Genomic DNA, 16276 nt, shown 5'->3' with positions numbered 1-16276 from the left:
GCACAATATTTTGCTAGAATTAGAGGATATATTACAACGCTCAAAAAAAATAAACAAAAAGTACTAGAAAATATTCAGCTTGCTTTTAGCAAAAATCCGTTCCTACCGGAAATGGCTGAATAGTTACTTGTTTTAAGGTAATACTCTTAAAGTTCTGTTAAACAGATAAATAATTGTAACAAAGCAATGTTTTAGCCGTCATATAAGAAACAAAAGTAATGAGTGTAAAGTCAAAAGAAACAGTACATATTGAAAAGAAAAATCATAATTCTAGAGAGATCTTTCAATCGAAAAGAGCCACGTGGAATTCTAGAAGAAAATATAACTACAAATACATTACAACTGTATTTTAATTTTTAAGTTAGTTTTAATTGTTGATCAGAGCGTTCAAAGCATTATTGTTTTGAACGCTCTTTTATTGAAAATGATAGTGTAATACTTTATCTAGTTTTATATTAAACTTTTTATTCTTCCTTATCGAATATCAATTTAATTGAATCGAGAAACGCTAAAAAATTAGTTTTTTTCAGGAATCTTATTGCGTTGAATACTTCCTTTTTTAAGTGCTTTGTAGTTTTCGTAACAATCTAAAATAGCTTCAATCATTTGCAAATCAGAAGCCTTTTTAATAAAATAATCAGAGTAACTGCAATCTGTTAATAGTTCAGTTAATTCTTGTCTATCCATTTGTAGATACTCCATCATTACTTCTCTGTCAAATTTACCCGCTAACATTTTACGTAAGTCGTCTTCTTTTTTAAGTTTCTGTAATTTTTTTAGCTGTTTTGGTTTTTGTCCAAAAAGATTGTACAAGAAATCTACAGGCTGAAACAAAGCTGCAATAGGAGAGGAGAAATCTTTTTTATTCGGCTTACCAACTTCGTAGGTTTGCGGCAATCCATTAATGTGAATTCTTGTGAATCTATCTTTTGGCACCTGTTTTATATCAATTTCTAAAACACCAATTAAATTAGTAGATTTAATAATAACTTCTCTAATTTCTTCTGGTTTTTCGTAGAGTGCAATTTCTAATTCGTTTCCGCTAATGAGTAAATCGTTTGTAATTTTAAGTTTAATGGATGAAAACCCTAAATAAGAAACTAAAATAGTGTCATTTACTCGAGTAGGTAATTCAAAAAAACCTTTTGCATCTGTAATTGTTCCTTCTACGGTGTTTAAGTTTAAGACATGGGCGGCACTCAGCGGACGATCGTTTGTCACATGTATTATTTGTCCTTTTAGCATTGTAGGAATGCTGTCTTGTTGAGAAAATGCGCTTACACTTAAAAATAAGAAAAACGTAAATAGGTTTCTTTTCATAAAAACAAATTTAAGTTAAAAACTATTTAAAAAGGTTAATAATCTGTGAAGAAGTAAAAAAAAGGTTGGAAGTGCGGGCGAGAAGATTTTAACCTCATCTAAAGAATATTTTATTAATTAAAAAGAATAATTTGAGAACCATGCATGTTAGTTGCCTTCAAAATTGAATAATTCGTCAATACTTATTTCAAATACTTTTTAAAACTTAATAACGTTTGGCTCTTTAAGTTTTTACAGCGCTTTTTCATATTTTATTTTCTTTATTAATATTTAAAACTAAACAAAAATTTATTTTCTAACCTCAATTCTGTTAAGCGCTTTCTTAATTTAATAATTTGTTTCGGAATTGATTTTTTGGCTCTAATTCAAATAGAGTGGGTAAAATGGATATTCAGTGCTAAAATTATAACTTTCGTAGTCTTATAAATATAGTTAACTAGCTTTAAACCCATTATAATGTTGTGATTTTTAAAAAATATAAAACCCATTACAAACAATATAGAGCCGATTTTTTTTATTTCTTGGCAAGGAACAAGTTTAGCAATAAATCCTTGTTTATAAGAAATTGTCTAATTTAGAATGCTCGGTGAATTTATTTTTAAAACTATGAAAAACTGAATCATTCTTTTGGTATTAGTTAGAATAAGTTCCAAAGAGTTTTTTTATAAAAATTAAAAAAAAAATAAAGTTTTTAGAAAATATAATTAAATTTCATTTATTTACGGAAACCCGTAACAACAATTGATTTAAATGGTATATTTTTATGGCTCTTTAAATACTTTTTTAATATACACTAAATAAAAATATTTCACAACTATGTTTGAACAACCTTTTTCATTTGAAGGCCGTATTAGAAGGACAGAATACGGTTTCAGCTTAATTATCTATACCGTTTTAGCAACTGTAATAAATCTAATTATTACTGAAAGTAATGGTGATGCAGCGATTCTTGGGTTAGCTTTTTTTCCAATGTTATGGTTCCTATGGGCACAAGGAGCAAAAAGATGTCATGATGTAGGCAACAGCGGTTGGTGGCAATTGATTCCCTTTTACGGATTCTGGTTGATTTTTCAAGACGGAGAACATTCTGCAAATCAATATGGTGACAACCCAAAAGGAGTAAGTGGGGTTAGTGGTCAGATGAATCAAGGTGGACAATCTTATAAAAATAACCAAAACAATAAGGTTTCATCAACATATAAAGGTGGATATAATGGTGGACATAATAATCCCAATCAAAGCCGCACTGTAATTAATAAAAGTATTAACAATAATGAGAAGCCAAACGAGTATAAGGATGGTGATTTATATAACTAAATTAGAGATTTAAACATGTACGATTTAAAAAATTTAACAATAAGTAGCACAAACCCTTGTTTACTGGTATACTTAATCGACCAAAGTTATTCTATGAGTGATAAATTTGGAAACGCTTTACATACAAAAGCAGATGAAGTTGCTGATGCTGTAAATGATATTTTATATGAAATAGGATTAAGATGCATCGGAAGTAGTGGTGAACTTAAAAATCGTTTTGAAATAGCTATTATTGGTTATGGAAAAGAGCCTAATTCTGTTTTATCTGGATGGGAAGGACAATTATCTGGTAAATGGGTAGTTCCTATTAAAAATGTTTTTGATTATCCTCTTGGAGAGGAAGATGATAAGCCAATATGGATAAAACCAGCAGCTGGAAGTAATACACCAATGACCAAGGCTTTTGAAAATGCTAAAAGGTTATGCAATGATTGGATAAATTGGGGTAATCATAGGGATTGCCATCCTCCAATAGTTATAAATATAACAGACGGTGAAGCTACCGATTCAGGCAGTAGTTTTAATAAATTAAAGCAAGAAGTCGAAAACATTAAAGATCTTTATACTAATTATGGCCAAGCTAAAATATTAAATATACACATATCTAATAAGTCAGGAGACAAGCTTTTATTTCCAAATGAGGTAAATACAGGTGATAGATTTGAAAGATTATTATTTGAATTGTCAACATCTCTGGATGAAAATATGATTAGAATAGCTAAACAGAAAGGCTATAATATTGATCATAATGCTAAAGGTTATGTTTTTAATGGCAATGCAACAGATTTGATAAACTTTTTAAATATCGGAACACCTCAATAATGCGCATTAAAACATTACAACTGCATAAAAGAGATTCTCTCGCATATAAATTTATTCAAGATAAGTATGCAGTAGATTTATTAAACAAAAGTTTTGCTTTGTCTGATGGCACTACACAAAGTTTTAAATCTGAAATATGGGCAGCATTGATAACGACATCCTTTGTAAAGAAACCAACTTTTGATATCAATCAATTAATATTAAATTTTAAAAATTGTGTTGAAGACTTTAAAAGTGTTCCTTTTGAATTAAGTTCTAATCCAGCTAAAGCTTCATTGGAAAAAGTTAAGTTACTTAAAGGTGGCACAGCTACTTTTATTGGTGTTCAGTTTCTTAAAAACAACATTCTAGAAGTCATTTCTATTGGCGATAGTAATCTTTTTGTTTTGGATGAAAGAAGGCAGTTAAACTCATTTCCATTTAATAATATAGAGATGTTGGATAATAATAATTATTTCCTCAACACTGAGCAATTGCTTAAAAGTAAGATTAATGAATCTTTTTTTTATAAAAAGACTCTAAAAGTTCAGACTGGTGACCAAGTTATATTAGCAACGGACGCCTTAAGTAGATTGATTTTGCAAAAACCAGAATTAATTCACGAATTTATTTTATTGAGTGATTTTGATTCTTTGCATAAATTCTGTTTAAAATATTGGAATAAAAAAGAATTACAAGAGGACGATATATCAGCAATAATTATTGATTTTCAAAATACTGATAGTTTAGAAAATGTACAGCCATCAAGTGACTTTACTTTTCCTGTCGCAAAGCAAGAAGATTTCGTTCCAAATTCTAATACAATAAATACATCAACAAAATTTACGAATATGCAAATGCAAGAAATAAGAAACCAATTTAACGGTGTGGCCAGTGATTTTTTTGAAATTAAAAAAAAGATGCAGTTACTTATAGTTTTATTAATTTCAATTGTTAGTTTGATTCTAATATGCCTGCTTTTTATATTTTGGTTTACACCAAAACAAAGCAATCAAGAAATTAAAACAAATAGAAAAACTGACAACACAACAATTCAAAAACTAACAAAAAAAAATAAGAGCCTTGAGTCCGAAATTAAATATTTGAATAAAGAGCTTAAAAACAAGACTTTACTAATAAAACAACCCAGTAAATCAGAAAAAAAAGAAAAGGAAAAAAAGATTGGGAAAATTTCGAATGAAGTTGCAAAAGAAAGACAGAGGGAATTAAAATCTGCTGGTTACGATAAAATTATTGTAGATGGAAAATGGGGTGTGAATTCTGAAAAAAGCTGGTTAGAGTTCCAAAAATCAAAAAATAATTAAATGCAAAATAACTTTCCCACAATAGGAGAATATAATCAATTAATTCAAAAAAAAGGAGATGATGCTTTCCGTTCTCTCAAGGGCATTTTTTTCATTCCTGTGAGAAAGACACCTATCAGGGTTTTTCTTTTTGGATCAGGAGCATATGCTGCTGTTTTCAAAGGCAGTTATAATGGTCAAATTTATGCTATCCGCTGCTTCCTGACAGCAGAAAAAAATACAATTAAACGGAATAAAATTATATGTAATAATATTAAAAAAATAAATTCAAGCTGGAAAACAGATTGTGAATTTATTGAAAATGAAATTAATGTTAATGGAAAATCTTATCCTATATTAAAAATGGAATGGGTTGAAGGTGATTTAATAAATAATTTTTTAACAAAGCATCTAAATAACAATAAATTAATCTCTGAAATACAAGAGCAATTAGTTAATATATCTAATGATTTAGAAAAACATGATATAGGACATGGTGATTTGCAATGTGGGAATATAATTATCACAGGTGACTCTAGTAATTTTCAATTACGGCTAATCGATTATGATGGAATGTATGTTCCTGAATTGATTAATAAAAAATCAATTGAAAATGGGAGAAGTGAATTTCAACATCCAAAGAGAGATAAGAACTATTATAACAGTAAAATAGATAGATTTTCTTTTTGGGTTATACTTACTGCTTTAGAGGCGCTAAAACACGACAAGTCTCTTTGGTTAGAAGTTATGCAAGGAGGTTTTAATACATTGGATAATTTTTTATTTACAGTTCATGATTTTTTAAATCCAAACCAATCAAAGTTATTTAACCGACTTTATGAAATTAATTCTTCAACTTTAAACTTCTATTTAGATAAACTAAAGTGGTTCTGTAAAAACGAAATTTCTCTTGTTACTTGCCCTAAATTAGAAAGTGAAACTTTAGAAAAAGACTTTACTTTAAGCTCAAAAGTAGCAATAAAACCAAATTTAGCTGATAACAAATTAGATGAAAGTTCATTAAATGATTATTACAAAATAATTTCCATTCACGGAGAAGCAACAGTTTTAACGAGTTCTTTTGAAAAGATCGGCAACACACCATTAAAGTTAGATAAAAAAAAATATAATGGAAAGACAATTATTATTTCAAATGGATTAGATATTAAACAAGTTCTATTAAATACCAGTCGAGGAATAATAGAAGTTGAGTTTAACGTAGGATTAAATAAGGACATAAAATTTAAAAACAATAAACGTGATAATGAAATACAAAAGGAAACTAAAGAAAAAGAAGAAGAAACGGCTGATTTAGAAAGCATTAAAATCGGAGATAATAAAAGATTTGAAAATGAAAGAAAGTTAAGAGAGCAAATAAAAAAGCAAAAAGATGGAAATGCAGATATTTTAAAGTTAGAAAATAAAAAAAAGCAAGATGAAGCTGATAAATTAGTTTTTCAGCTAAAGAAGGCGAAAAAGAAGTCAAACCGTTCTATCTATTACTTTATGATAGGTGCATTTTTTGTTGCCATCCTAGGGTTTTCAGTAAGTTTTTTTGAAGGATACATAAATAATGCTCAACAAGTACAAAAGCCAAAAGATTTGTTGTTACAGAGGAATTCTAAATTTATTAAAGATTTGCTATTAGCAGAAGAAAATAGAGATTTTGAAAAAATTAATTCTCATTTTTCTCCTAATATGTTTAGATATTGGGATATGTATAATCCTACTTATAGTCAGTTAAAAAACAGGTATAAATATATCTGGGGCTTTACTAAAAATTCAAAAAATTATGTGCAAAGAATAGAGAAAATATCAGCAAACACTTATGACCTTTACACTAAATATGAGTATTATCACTTAAATAAAAAGAAAACCATATCCACAACTAGTGTTGTAAGATATGTTTTTGGTATTGATAAAAAAATTTGGGAGACTTATGGATTAGACTAAATAGGTTCTCAAAAAAAAGAAACAATCATAAATAAATTATTTTATGATATAGCCTAGGGAGTATCTTCCTAATATGATGCTTCTTATTATAGGCTTATTACTTTGGGTGACAAGGAAGCGTCAGTAGGTAAAGTAAAAGATTATTATATAACTGGAGAATTACAATGGGAGAGAATGCTATTTAAGTAGGTTCGATTCAATATTTTATATAATTGATGGTATAAAATACATGGTTTTATAAAAACGGAAATAAACAAGATGAAAAAGACTTATAACAAAGGCGTGCTAAACGGTAAGTTTACTGAATATTATCAAAATGGGAAGATAAAGGCTGAGGGTATTTATTTAAATGATGAAATGGTGTGGGATGATTATGTTAGTTATCTAGAAAATGATCCTAAAATAATTGATATAATTGTTTTAGGAGAAAAACAAAAATTCCTTGGTAAAAAGGCGAGTAAGATTATTATTACAACATTAAAAATAGAAGGAAAATTAAGAAAGGAGCCGTCTGTATTTTCTGCGGTTTTTTTACTTATTTCTAAAGAGCAAAGAGTTCAAGTTTCTGAATATTATGCTGGTTATTATAAGCTATGGTATAGCGGTAAGCAAGGTTGTTTGAATGAGATTTATTTAAATGAAACTTATGATATGTTGGCTTTAAAAAATGAATAATCTAGATTTTAATAATTAAATAGGAATTGTTTAAGAAAACTTGATTAAAATAGTTTGATAAATAAAGCCGATTGTTTCGTAGTTCAAATTAATTTAAGTGCTTGTAATCTGTTTGCTTAAAACAAGTAAAAGTGCGCACGAGAAGAGTCGAACTTCCACAAACTTGCGTTCACAGCCCCCTCAAGGCTGCGCGTCTACCAATTTCGCCACGTGCGCTTTTAAATAGTTTTAAGAAAAAAAGTTAAGCAAATGCTTAACTTTTTTTTGTGACCGGGCTGGGGCTCGAACCCAGGACCCTCTCCTTAAAAGGGAGATGCTCTACCAACTGAGCTACCAGGTCTTTTTCAATTGAGGTGCAAATATACTATCTATCATTTGAAAATGGAATATAAAATTGAAGAAATTTTAGCGATATTTGTAAAAAATAAATAGAAATGAAAATTGTCTTGTTAGGGTATATGGCTTCCGGAAAATCTAGTGTTGGTAAGAAAATGGCTAAAAGTTTGGCAATGAATTTCATAGACTTAGATGCTTACATTATTGACCACGAGAAAATGTCTATCACAACTATTTTTAAAACAAAAGGAGAAGTCTATTTTAGACTAAAAGAACACCAATATTTGAAAGAAATACTTGCTAAAGACCATAATTTCATACTTTCTTTAGGCGGAGGAACGCCATGTTACGCGAATAACATGGAAGAAGTGAATAAAGGAGACACTATTTCTGTGTATTTAAACGGAAGTACTTCTACGATGATAAAAAGATTGATTAAAAAGAAAGCAAAAAGACCTTTAATTGCTTCTTTGAGTGATGATCAAATTCCTGAATTTGTAGCCAAACATCTTTTTGAAAGACGTTTTTTTTACGAGAAAGCTAAAATGACCATTAAAATTGATGATAAAAAGAAAAGCGAGATTGCCATTGAATTAGAAAAATTGTTGAAATAGTAGATAACGGCAAAAAAACAGGCATAAATAAAATAAATTTGCACCGTATTTGTGCGGCATTTTATTTATGCTTTATTTTAATTTTTTTTTAACTTTATTTTAAGAACAATAAACTAAATTAAATATGCTTTAGATTCGTTTTTAGAGAAATCTACTTGTACATGTTCTTTTATTGAGGTGGATAAAGAAATGCCCTTAAAATCTGCTTTTACAGGATATTTTTTATGATTTCTATTCACTAATACCGCTGTCTTAAATCTTTTTAAAGGTACATCTAAAAAAAACTTGACTCCGTAAATTAAAGTAGTACCTGAATTAAGAACGTCATCTACTAAAACTAAAGATTTATTTTTGTAAACGTCAATTTCTAAAGATGTAGTAATAAGAGCTAACGGTTTTTTCTTATTGATGTGTACTTCGCAAATGGTAACTTTTAATTCAGAAATTTCTTGCAAAACTTTTACGATTCTTTGAGCAAAAATATATCCGTTACCAACAATACCGGCAATAATAACTTCTTTTTCGGTGCTATTGCTCTCGTAAATTTGATATCCAATTCTTTTAATCTTTTGATTAATTTGAACAGTATTCAAGATCATGTTGCTTTCTGCTATCATAGGTTTTCTTCGCTATCTTCTGTATATCCTTCTATATCTCTTCTATCTTTTTTTGTAGGTCTTCCTGTTCCTTTTTTACGATAGTAATCTTTAGAATACTTTAAAAGCTCATTTTTTTCAAACTCCTCTTTCGGGGTAGTATCTTTTCTGTAAAGATCTACCAATTTTGCACCAACTCTGCTTACGGGTAAATCTAAAACTTTTATTTGGTAATTAATTTGATTTTTTCTGACAACGATTAATTCATCTCCAAAAATATCTTTAGAAGGTTTAACATTTTTGGTGTCAATTTTTACTTGCCCTTTTTTGCAAGCCGTCGTTGCTATGCTTCTTGTTTTAAAAACGCGAATGCACCATAAGTATTTATCAATTCTCATAAAAAAAGTTAAAATGTATAAATTGTCTTTTTACAAAGGTATAAAAATGGTAAATTGCACCGACAAATTTTTACACTAAATGACAAAAATAAAAAATATACTTGTTGCTGTACTTTTCGCATCACTAATCTATGCCTGTGGCGACGATAATTTAAGAGTGAATCCGTTTGCAAATATAGATCATATCTCATTAGCAGCCTCTGATAACGATTCTATCGTTAAATTTTTAAAGAATCATTATTACGATGCCGAAGTAGATTCGGTGAAGCAATTAGTGGCAGGTAAAATTGCTTTGATGGATGATTCTCCGAAGCTAAAAATTATAGATATAACCGAAAACACAATAGATTATAAGCTGTATGTCTATGTTGCTAAAGAAGGTAATTCTGGTTCTGATCCAGATAAAGGATCGCCAACAAAATTAGATTCGGTATTTGTAAAATACTCTGGCAGAACGATGGGTGGTACAAGTTTTAGTAATACAAACTTTGATAGTAATATAAACGGTATTTGGTTCAACTTATTATCAGTGATAAAAGGTTGGTCTTATGGCTTTACAAAGTTGCATGGAGGTGAACTCAAAAAGGATCCCAATACAGGAGGCGTTTTTAATGGTCCTATAACGTATTTAAACGGAGGAAAAGGGGTCTTGTTTATACCTTCTGGATTAGCATATCCGTCTTCTAATGCACAAAATTATTCTAATAATTTAGTTGACACAAATTTAATGTTTTTTGTTGATTTATTAGATTTAGTTCCGAATACAGATCATGATAACGACGGAGTCGCTTCTATCGATGAAGATATTGATAGAGATGGAAATATTTTTAATGATGATACAGATGGAGATGGTTTTCCTAATTATTTTGATGTAGACGATGATGGCGATGGCGTTTTTACAAAAGACGAAGATGCTAATAATGACGGAGATCCAACAAATGATTTTAGTGATCCGAACAATACTACATTGCCAGATTATTTAAATCCTGATATTAGGTAAATCTATTTTATACAGAACAAAAAAAAACTCTTTCTATTAGAAAGAGTTTTTTTTTGTTCTTAACTGACCAACTTACAAACCTATTTATTCTTTTTTTTATTTAAAACAGAAGCCTTTAAACTTAAGAATTTTGCATTCTTCTTCTTATTTAAATAATGTCTTAAAACACCACCTTTTACATTGTTAACATCAAATTCAACAATAAAAGCTTCGGTGTCAATAGTATTTATAATTCCATACATTTTTTTTATATCAATTCTATTAATAATAGTATGTATAATATCAAAATCTTCTGTGTGCCCCTTACTACCGAAACCAGAACTACCTTTATAAACGGTTAGACCAACACCTAAATCTTCTAAAATAGCTATTTTAATTAAATCGTATTTTTTAGAAACAATGGTAACCCCTATAAAATCTTCAAAACCCTCTATTACGGTATCTGTTACTTTTGCAGCAATAATATAGGTTAGAATAGAGTACAGGGCAACTTCTACAGAAATTACGGCGGCAGTAACAGCAAATAATACAATATTGAATAACATAATTACCTTACCAATACTTACTCCAAATTTATCATTTATAAAAACCCCAAGAATTTCTGAACCATCTAAAACAGAACCATTTCTGATAGCAATGCCAATACCAGAACCAACTAATAATCCACCAAAAATTGAAATTAATAATTTATCACTTGTAATGGTTTGAAAATTTTCAAAATGGATAAATAAAGCTACTCCAAGTATACTAACAATAGATTTGATTACAATTGCTTTAGAAACTGTATAGTATCCTAAAATTAAAAACGGAATACTAAAAATAACGAGTAAGTAAGACATGTTAATATCTACTTGCGTTTTTACCAATAAGGCAATACCGGTAACACCACCATCTAAAAAACCATTGGGTAATAAAAAGGCCTTTAGGCCAAGACTAGTCAATACAATCCCGATAAAAATTTGAAAATATTCAGAAAAATAAGTACTAGTTTTTGTTATTTTCATTTACGTTTTTTCTTTTGCAAGCAAGCAATGTGTTTTTTAAGAGCATGGCAATTGTCATTGGTCCAACACCTCCTGGAACTGGGGTTATAAAGTCAGCCTTTTTGGCAACTTCAGCAAAAGCAACATCGCCAACCAATCGATATCCACTCTTCTTGGTAGAATCTGCTAAACGTGTAATTCCCACATCAATTACGGTTACATGATCTTTAACCATATCTGCTTTTAAGAATTCTGGAATACCAATGGCAGCAACTATAATATCTGCTTGTAAAGTAATTTCTTTTAAGTTTTTTGTTCTACTATGACACATGGTAACAGTTGCATTGCCAACTTTTCTTTTTTGTGATAGTAAAATACTCATTGGGCTGCCAACAATATGACTTCTTCCTAAAATAACAACATGTTTTCCAGAGGTTTCAATAGCGTACCTTTCTAACAATTCTAAAATTCCGAAAGGAGTAGCAGAAATAAAAGTAGGGAGGTTTAATGCCATTTTACCAACGTTTGTTGGGTGAAACCCATCTACATCCTTTTCAGGATCGATAGCCATAAGTACTTTTTGTTCATCGATATGTTTTGGCAACGGCAATTGAACTATAAATCCATCAATATCCTTGTCAACATTTAAAACAGCAATTTCATTCAATAATTCGTCTTCAGTAGTTTCTTCGGGTAACCTGATTAAGGTAGATTGAAAACCAACCCTTTCACATGCTTTTACTTTTGCGTTTACATACGTAATACTTGCACCATTATTTCCCATAATAATTGCTGCAAGATGTGGCGTATCGTCTCCGTTATCTTTTAAGTTTCTAACTTCTAAAGCAATTTCTTCTTTAATATCTGCTGCAGTTTTCTTTCCGTCTAGTAAAATCATTTTTTTTTATTGAATGTCTAATTTAAGAATCTTAATAATTTTTTTTTTTTATAAATTGATGTTTGGTCGTTCCATAGAGTTTTTATTTTTGCTAAAAGCTAAAAGCTAAAAGCTAAAAGCTAAAGACCAACTATTGCATCCCTTTCATCATTTGCATCATTTTTTTGCCACCACCGCCTTGCATCATCTTCATCATTTTACTCATTTGATTAAATTGCTTCATCAATTGGTTTACTTCTTGAATGGTAGTTCCAGATCCTTTTGCAATTCTCTTTTTTCTACTTGCATTTATAGATGTTGGTGTGCTTCTTTCTGAAGGTGTCATTGAATGAATAATTGCTTCGATTCCTTGAAAAGCATCATCATCGATATCTACATCTTTCATCGCTTTACCGGCTCCAGGAATCATACCCATTAAATCTTTCATGCTTCCCATCTTTTTAATTTGTTGAATCTGACTTAAAAAGTCGTCGAAACCAAACTGATTTTTAGCAATTTTCTTTTGTAATTTTCTAGCTTCTTCTTCGTCATATTGATCTTGAGCTCTTTCTACAAGAGAAATAACATCTCCCATTCCCAAAATTCTGTCTGCCATTCTATCTGGATAGAAAACATCAAGAGCATCCATTTTTTCTCCAGTACCAATAAACTTAATTGGTTTATCAACTACAGATTTAATAGATAAAGCAGCTCCACCACGAGTATCACCATCTAATTTTGTTAATACAACACCATCAAAATTTAAAATATCATTAAATGCTTTTGCCGTATTTACAGCATCTTGACCAGTCATAGAATCTACAACGAATAAAGTTTCTTGTGGTTGAACAGCTTTATGAATGTTAGAAATTTCATTCATCATCTCTGTATCAACAGCCAAACGACCAGCTGTATCAATAATTACAACATTTTTACCTGTTGCTTTGGCATGTTTAAGGGCGTTTTGAGAAATTTCTACAGGATTGTTGTTGCCAACCTCTGCATAGACTTCAACCCCAATTTGTTCTCCGACAACCTGCAATTGATTTATGGCAGCAGGTCTATACACATCACACCCTACTAATAAAACTTGCTTTGCTTTTTTGTTTTTAAGATAGTTTGCTAATTTTCCTGAAAAAGTAGTTTTACCAGAACCTTGCAAACCCGACATTAAAATTACGGTTGGTGAGCCACCTAAATTAATACCAACGGTTTCGCCGCCCATTAAAGTAGTTAGTTCATCTTTAACCAACTTTACCATTAACTGACCAGGATTTAATGTTGTTAAAACATCTTGTCCTAAAGCTGCAGTTTGTACCTTTTTGGTAAAATCTTTTGCAATTTTAAAGTTAACATCGGCATCTAAAAGTGCTCTTCTAACTTCTTTTAAAGTTTCGGCAACGTTTACTTCTGTAATTTTACCGTGCCCTTTTAGAGTGTGTAAGGCTTTATCTAATTTGTCGCTTAAATTATTAAACATAATTGGTGTTCTTTATTTTGGAGTTACAAATATAAATATTAGAGTTCGCTTATAAAAGATTTAATTCCTATTTAAAAATATACAACTAAAGTAGTTAAGAAAAATTTGTGAGAACTTTGATAAACAAGCATAAAAAACCTTTAGCACAGTCTTTTCTTTCGTCTTGATGATTTTCGTTAGATTACGAAAGTGGAGTGACTCCCTTAAATATGGCGGTTTTTATGAGCTGATAAATTTATATTTGACTTATGGTAAAAAAATATGATTATGAATTTAAAGTTTTGATCGTAGAACGACTAAATTACTGTATTAAGATCAAGCATGTTAATGAAGATTATGGTTTAAGCTTTACCATGTTTAGACGTCGGAAACGTGAATACACGTTAAATTCTGGAGATTTTTTAAAAAAAAATACAGCTGGAAGCGCAAGAACTCCAAGCACTTAAAAAAGAATTAAAGAATATAAAGTGATATCTTAAAAAAGGCGGTGAGCAAACTACCCGAAAACGATGTTTTCTCCTTTTAATCTCAAATCTTCAAAAGCGAACTATAAGAGATCAATTTATTTTAGATAATATTTTGGATAGGTCCAGTTAAAAAAATGCGTATTTCCATGAAGGTTAGCAAAAACACATACTATAATCGATTTATAAATAAACCTATTTTTTTTTAAAAAGACCAAGAACATTTTTAAAAGAAAAGATTAAAGTTATTTTTAAGCAACGTCGAGAAACTTGTGGTATGCGTAGGATTCAAAAAAAAGTGTGAATGTTAAAGTTTGATGTACTCCCGTTCTTCCATAGGATTACTGATAAAAGAAGTAGAATTAAGAAGTTTTTTAAAACGAAAATTTGTGGTTACAATAGATTTTAATCATTCCTATTTAATTGTAAAAAATGAATTCAATAGAAATTTATATAGTCAAAAATTAGGAGAAAAATGGCTGGCTGATATCAAATATATAATCGAGTTAATAACGTTTGAAGTTCTTTGAAAACCATTATAGATCTAGCGCATAGAGAGAGTGCTGGATGACCTTTTAGTGCGAATATAACAACTCAAAGTACTTTAATGAAAGCTTGAGTTGACGCTCGAAAAACCTTTATTATATGTAAACAGAAACCGTTAAAAACGCCATCGATACTAGCATCAAAATAAGCACCAAAGGCAATACAAATTTTAACCACTTATCATACCCAACTTTTATCATGGCAAGAGATGCTAAAACCAAACCTGTAGGGTTTATAAAGTTAAATAACCCAACGCCTAACAAATAAGCATTTACAATATGTTCTCTGCCCAAAGCAACTGTATCTGCTAAAGGAGACATAATCGGCATTGTTAAAACGGCCATTCCTGATGTAGACGGAATAAAAAAGGCTAATCCGCTATAAACAAACATAATAGAATTTATAAATAATCCTTTATTCATACCTTCTGTAAATGAACTCGCGTAAAATAATAACGTATCGCTAATTAAACCATCTTCCATTAAAACGGTAACACCTCTTGCCAAACCGATTATAAAAGCGACGCTTAACAATTCGCTAGCACCTGTTATAAAAGTGTTTACAAAAACGGTTTCATTTATTCTACATAAAAATCCTATTAAAAGTGCGCCAACAAAGAAAACTCCTGTCATTTCTAAAAACCACCAATCTAAACTAATAACGCCATAAACCATAATTACAAAACACATCGCAAAAATAAAAAGTACTAATTTTAAACGAAAATTAAAATTGATGGTTTTGGTCGATTTTTGAAAAGAAAACATTTTTTCGATACTTTCTTTCTGATCATAAATAATCGATTTTGTAGGATCTTTTTTTACTTTTTCTGCATATCTTAAAATGTACAAAATGCAAATAATTAAACTTATGGTAAGCATTATAATTCTTCCTTCAATTCCGGTAGTCCAATTAATTCCGGCAGAATTTGATGCAATTATAGTACTAAATGGATTTGTGGTAGAAACCATGGTGCCAATACTTGTACCCACGTAAATAGAAGCTAAAGCAACTAAAGCATCGTATTTAGCCGCTATAAAAATAGGAGCTAAAATAGGGTAGAAGGCAATTGTTTCTTCTGCTAGGCCAAAAGTGGTTCCTCCTAAAGCAATTAAACAAGTTACGGCAATAATCAAAATAAACTCTTTGCCTTCTAACAGTTTAGAAAGTCTAGTAATTCCGGCTTCAAAAGCACCTGTAAAATTTACAATGGCCACTAATCCGCCAATAAAAAGTACTAAAATAATAATATCTGCAACCGCTATAATTCCTTTTAATGGCGATAAAATAAAGGCAATAATACCTTGGGGCCTTGCTTCTAATTTTTGATACGTTTCTGGAATGCTAATAGGTTTGTAAATAGCTCCTGATGTAAATTTTTCTATCGGAATCTTAACCTGTAAATCATCTAATGTTTTTTGAGTAGCTTCTAAAGCTATTGAATTTTCTTTACTCGTTTTTACAAAAGAATTATCTTCTTTATTGTAGGCTAATCGATCATATTGACCAGAAGGTATGCACCAAGTTAAAAGCGCAACAAAAGCGGCTATGCTTAATAGTACTGTTTGTGCGCTTGGAAATTTTATTTTTTTCATCTTTAAAGTCTCAACAAGGC

The 16276-nt window shown here is 30.0% G+C and carries 14 protein-coding genes and 2 tRNA genes; 7 read left to right on the top strand and 9 right to left on the bottom strand.

From position 1 onward, the window contains the following. Positions 1–516: 516 nt before the first annotated feature. Entirely contained in the window at positions 517–1320 is an 804-nt protein-coding gene (locus ES044_RS09865) for a carboxypeptidase-like regulatory domain-containing protein (protein WP_147119369.1), read from the bottom strand. Positions 1321–2136: 816 nt separating this feature from the next. On the opposite strand from ES044_RS09865, the gene ES044_RS09860 reads away from it, so the two are divergent. The 5 genes from ES044_RS09860 to ES044_RS09840 all read left to right on the top strand — a co-directional run bounded on the left by ES044_RS09860 (position 2137) and on the right by ES044_RS09840 (position 7370). Further along, positions 2137–2637 (top strand): DUF805 domain-containing protein, encoded by a 501-nt coding sequence (locus ES044_RS09860; RefSeq protein ID WP_147119370.1) that lies wholly within the window; start codon positions 2137–2139, stop codon positions 2635–2637. Between the two features lie 93 nt (positions 2638–2730). Further along, complete coding sequence (locus ES044_RS09855) at positions 2731–3459, top strand: hypothetical protein (protein ID WP_147119371.1); 729 nt, start codon at positions 2731–2733, stop codon at positions 3457–3459. Continuing rightward, positions 3459–4763: a hypothetical protein gene (locus tag ES044_RS09850; protein ID WP_147119372.1), complete on the top strand. Its 1305-nt coding sequence runs from the start codon at positions 3459–3461 to the stop codon at positions 4761–4763. Before ES044_RS09855 ends, ES044_RS09850 begins: the two co-directional genes overlap by 1 nt. Further along, positions 4764–6695, top strand: a complete 1932-nt coding sequence (locus tag ES044_RS09845; RefSeq protein ID WP_147119373.1) for a hypothetical protein — start codon at positions 4764–4766, stop codon at positions 6693–6695. It abuts the gene before it with no gap. Positions 6696–6953: 258 nt separating this feature from the next. Next, positions 6954–7370: a hypothetical protein gene (locus tag ES044_RS09840; protein ID WP_147119374.1), complete on the top strand. Its 417-nt coding sequence runs from the start codon at positions 6954–6956 to the stop codon at positions 7368–7370. Between the two features lie 132 nt (positions 7371–7502). Here the strand turns inward: ES044_RS09840 and ES044_RS09835 are convergent. Continuing rightward, positions 7503–7586 (bottom strand) — tRNA-Leu (locus ES044_RS09835). Between the two features lie 51 nt (positions 7587–7637). Further along, positions 7638–7710 (bottom strand) — tRNA-Lys (locus tag ES044_RS09830). A 94-nt stretch (positions 7711–7804) separates the two neighbouring features. Between ES044_RS09830 and ES044_RS09825 the strand changes: the two genes are divergently transcribed. Then, positions 7805–8320, top strand: coding sequence for a shikimate kinase (locus ES044_RS09825; protein ID WP_147187090.1), 516 nt, complete (start codon positions 7805–7807; stop codon positions 8318–8320). Positions 8321–8433: 113 nt separating this feature from the next. Here the strand turns inward: ES044_RS09825 and ES044_RS09820 are convergent, their stop codons facing one another. Further along, a complete protein-coding gene (locus ES044_RS09820) occupies positions 8434–8937 on the bottom strand; it encodes a phosphoribosyltransferase family protein (RefSeq protein WP_147119376.1) in 504 nt (167 codons plus the stop codon). Beyond that, positions 8934–9314 carry an RNA-binding S4 domain-containing protein gene (locus tag ES044_RS09815; RefSeq protein WP_147119377.1) on the bottom strand — a complete coding sequence of 127 codons (381 nt, stop codon included), beginning with the start codon at positions 9312–9314 and terminating at the stop codon, positions 8934–8936. The genes ES044_RS09820 and ES044_RS09815 overlap by 4 nt, the downstream gene beginning before the upstream one ends. Positions 9315–9393: 79 nt before the next feature. Here ES044_RS09815 and ES044_RS09810 point away from each other — a divergent pair, with 79 nt between their 5' ends. Continuing rightward, a complete protein-coding gene (locus ES044_RS09810; protein WP_147119378.1) occupies positions 9394–10314 on the top strand; it encodes an FKBP-type peptidyl-prolyl cis-trans isomerase in 921 nt (306 codons plus the stop codon). An 80-nt stretch (positions 10315–10394) separates the two neighbouring features. Here ES044_RS09810 and ES044_RS09805 read toward each other — a convergent pair whose 3' ends face one another. From ES044_RS09805 to ES044_RS09790, 4 genes are all read right to left on the bottom strand, one after another. Next, on the bottom strand, positions 10395–11318 hold the full coding sequence (locus ES044_RS09805) for a YitT family protein (RefSeq protein WP_147119379.1): 924 nt from the start codon (positions 11316–11318) through the stop codon (positions 10395–10397). Further along, positions 11299–12195: a bifunctional methylenetetrahydrofolate dehydrogenase/methenyltetrahydrofolate cyclohydrolase FolD gene (folD, locus tag ES044_RS19495; protein ID WP_147119380.1), complete on the bottom strand. Its 897-nt coding sequence runs from the start codon at positions 12193–12195 to the stop codon at positions 11299–11301. The genes ES044_RS09805 and folD overlap by 20 nt, the downstream gene beginning before the upstream one ends. Positions 12196–12325: 130 nt before the next feature. Further along, the gene (gene ffh, locus ES044_RS09795) at positions 12326–13654 is read right to left on the bottom strand and encodes a signal recognition particle protein (protein ID WP_147119381.1); all 1329 of its coding nucleotides are present in this window, start codon (positions 13652–13654) and stop codon (positions 12326–12328) included. A 1105-nt stretch (positions 13655–14759) separates the two neighbouring features. Beyond that, positions 14760–16256: a YfcC family protein gene (locus ES044_RS09790; protein ID WP_147187088.1), complete on the bottom strand. Its 1497-nt coding sequence runs from the start codon at positions 16254–16256 to the stop codon at positions 14760–14762. Positions 16257–16276 lie beyond the last annotated feature (20 nt).

The organism is Polaribacter sp. IC066 (assembly GCF_007997085.1).
In the GTDB taxonomy this organism is placed as follows: domain Bacteria; phylum Bacteroidota; class Bacteroidia; order Flavobacteriales; family Flavobacteriaceae; genus Polaribacter.
Note: the sequence above shows the minus strand (reverse complement) of the source record. Positions and strands in the feature narration are given on the sequence as shown.

Bases quoted from the DNA above. Each gene is read 5' to 3' on its own strand.
- ES044_RS09865 (WP_147119369.1), bottom strand. From the start codon at position 1,320: ATGAAAAGAAACCTATTTACGTTTTTCTTATTTTTAAGTGTAAGCGCA.
- ES044_RS09860 (WP_147119370.1), top strand. From the start codon at position 2,137: ATGTTTGAACAACCTTTTTCATTTGAAGGCCGTATTAGAAGGACAGAA.
- ES044_RS09855 (WP_147119371.1), top strand. From the start codon at position 2,731: ATGAGTGATAAATTTGGAAACGCTTTACATACAAAAGCAGATGAAGTT.
- ES044_RS09850 (WP_147119372.1), top strand. From the start codon at position 3,459: ATGCGCATTAAAACATTACAACTGCATAAAAGAGATTCTCTCGCATAT.
- ES044_RS09845 (WP_147119373.1), top strand. From the start codon at position 4,764: ATGCAAAATAACTTTCCCACAATAGGAGAATATAATCAATTAATTCAA.
- ES044_RS09840 (WP_147119374.1), top strand. From the start codon at position 6,954: ATGAAAAAGACTTATAACAAAGGCGTGCTAAACGGTAAGTTTACTGAA.
- ES044_RS09825 (WP_147187090.1), top strand. From the start codon at position 7,805: ATGAAAATTGTCTTGTTAGGGTATATGGCTTCCGGAAAATCTAGTGTT.
- ES044_RS09820 (WP_147119376.1), bottom strand. From the start codon at position 8,937: ATGATAGCAGAAAGCAACATGATCTTGAATACTGTTCAAATTAATCAA.
- ES044_RS09815 (WP_147119377.1), bottom strand. From the start codon at position 9,314: ATGAGAATTGATAAATACTTATGGTGCATTCGCGTTTTTAAAACAAGA.
- ES044_RS09810 (WP_147119378.1), top strand. From the start codon at position 9,394: ATGACAAAAATAAAAAATATACTTGTTGCTGTACTTTTCGCATCACTA.
- ES044_RS09805 (WP_147119379.1), bottom strand. From the start codon at position 11,318: ATGAAAATAACAAAAACTAGTACTTATTTTTCTGAATATTTTCAAATT.
- folD (WP_147119380.1), bottom strand. From the start codon at position 12,195: ATGATTTTACTAGACGGAAAGAAAACTGCAGCAGATATTAAAGAAGAA.
- ffh (WP_147119381.1), bottom strand. From the start codon at position 13,654: ATGTTTAATAATTTAAGCGACAAATTAGATAAAGCCTTACACACTCTA.
- ES044_RS09790 (WP_147187088.1), bottom strand. From the start codon at position 16,256: ATGAAAAAAATAAAATTTCCAAGCGCACAAACAGTACTATTAAGCATA.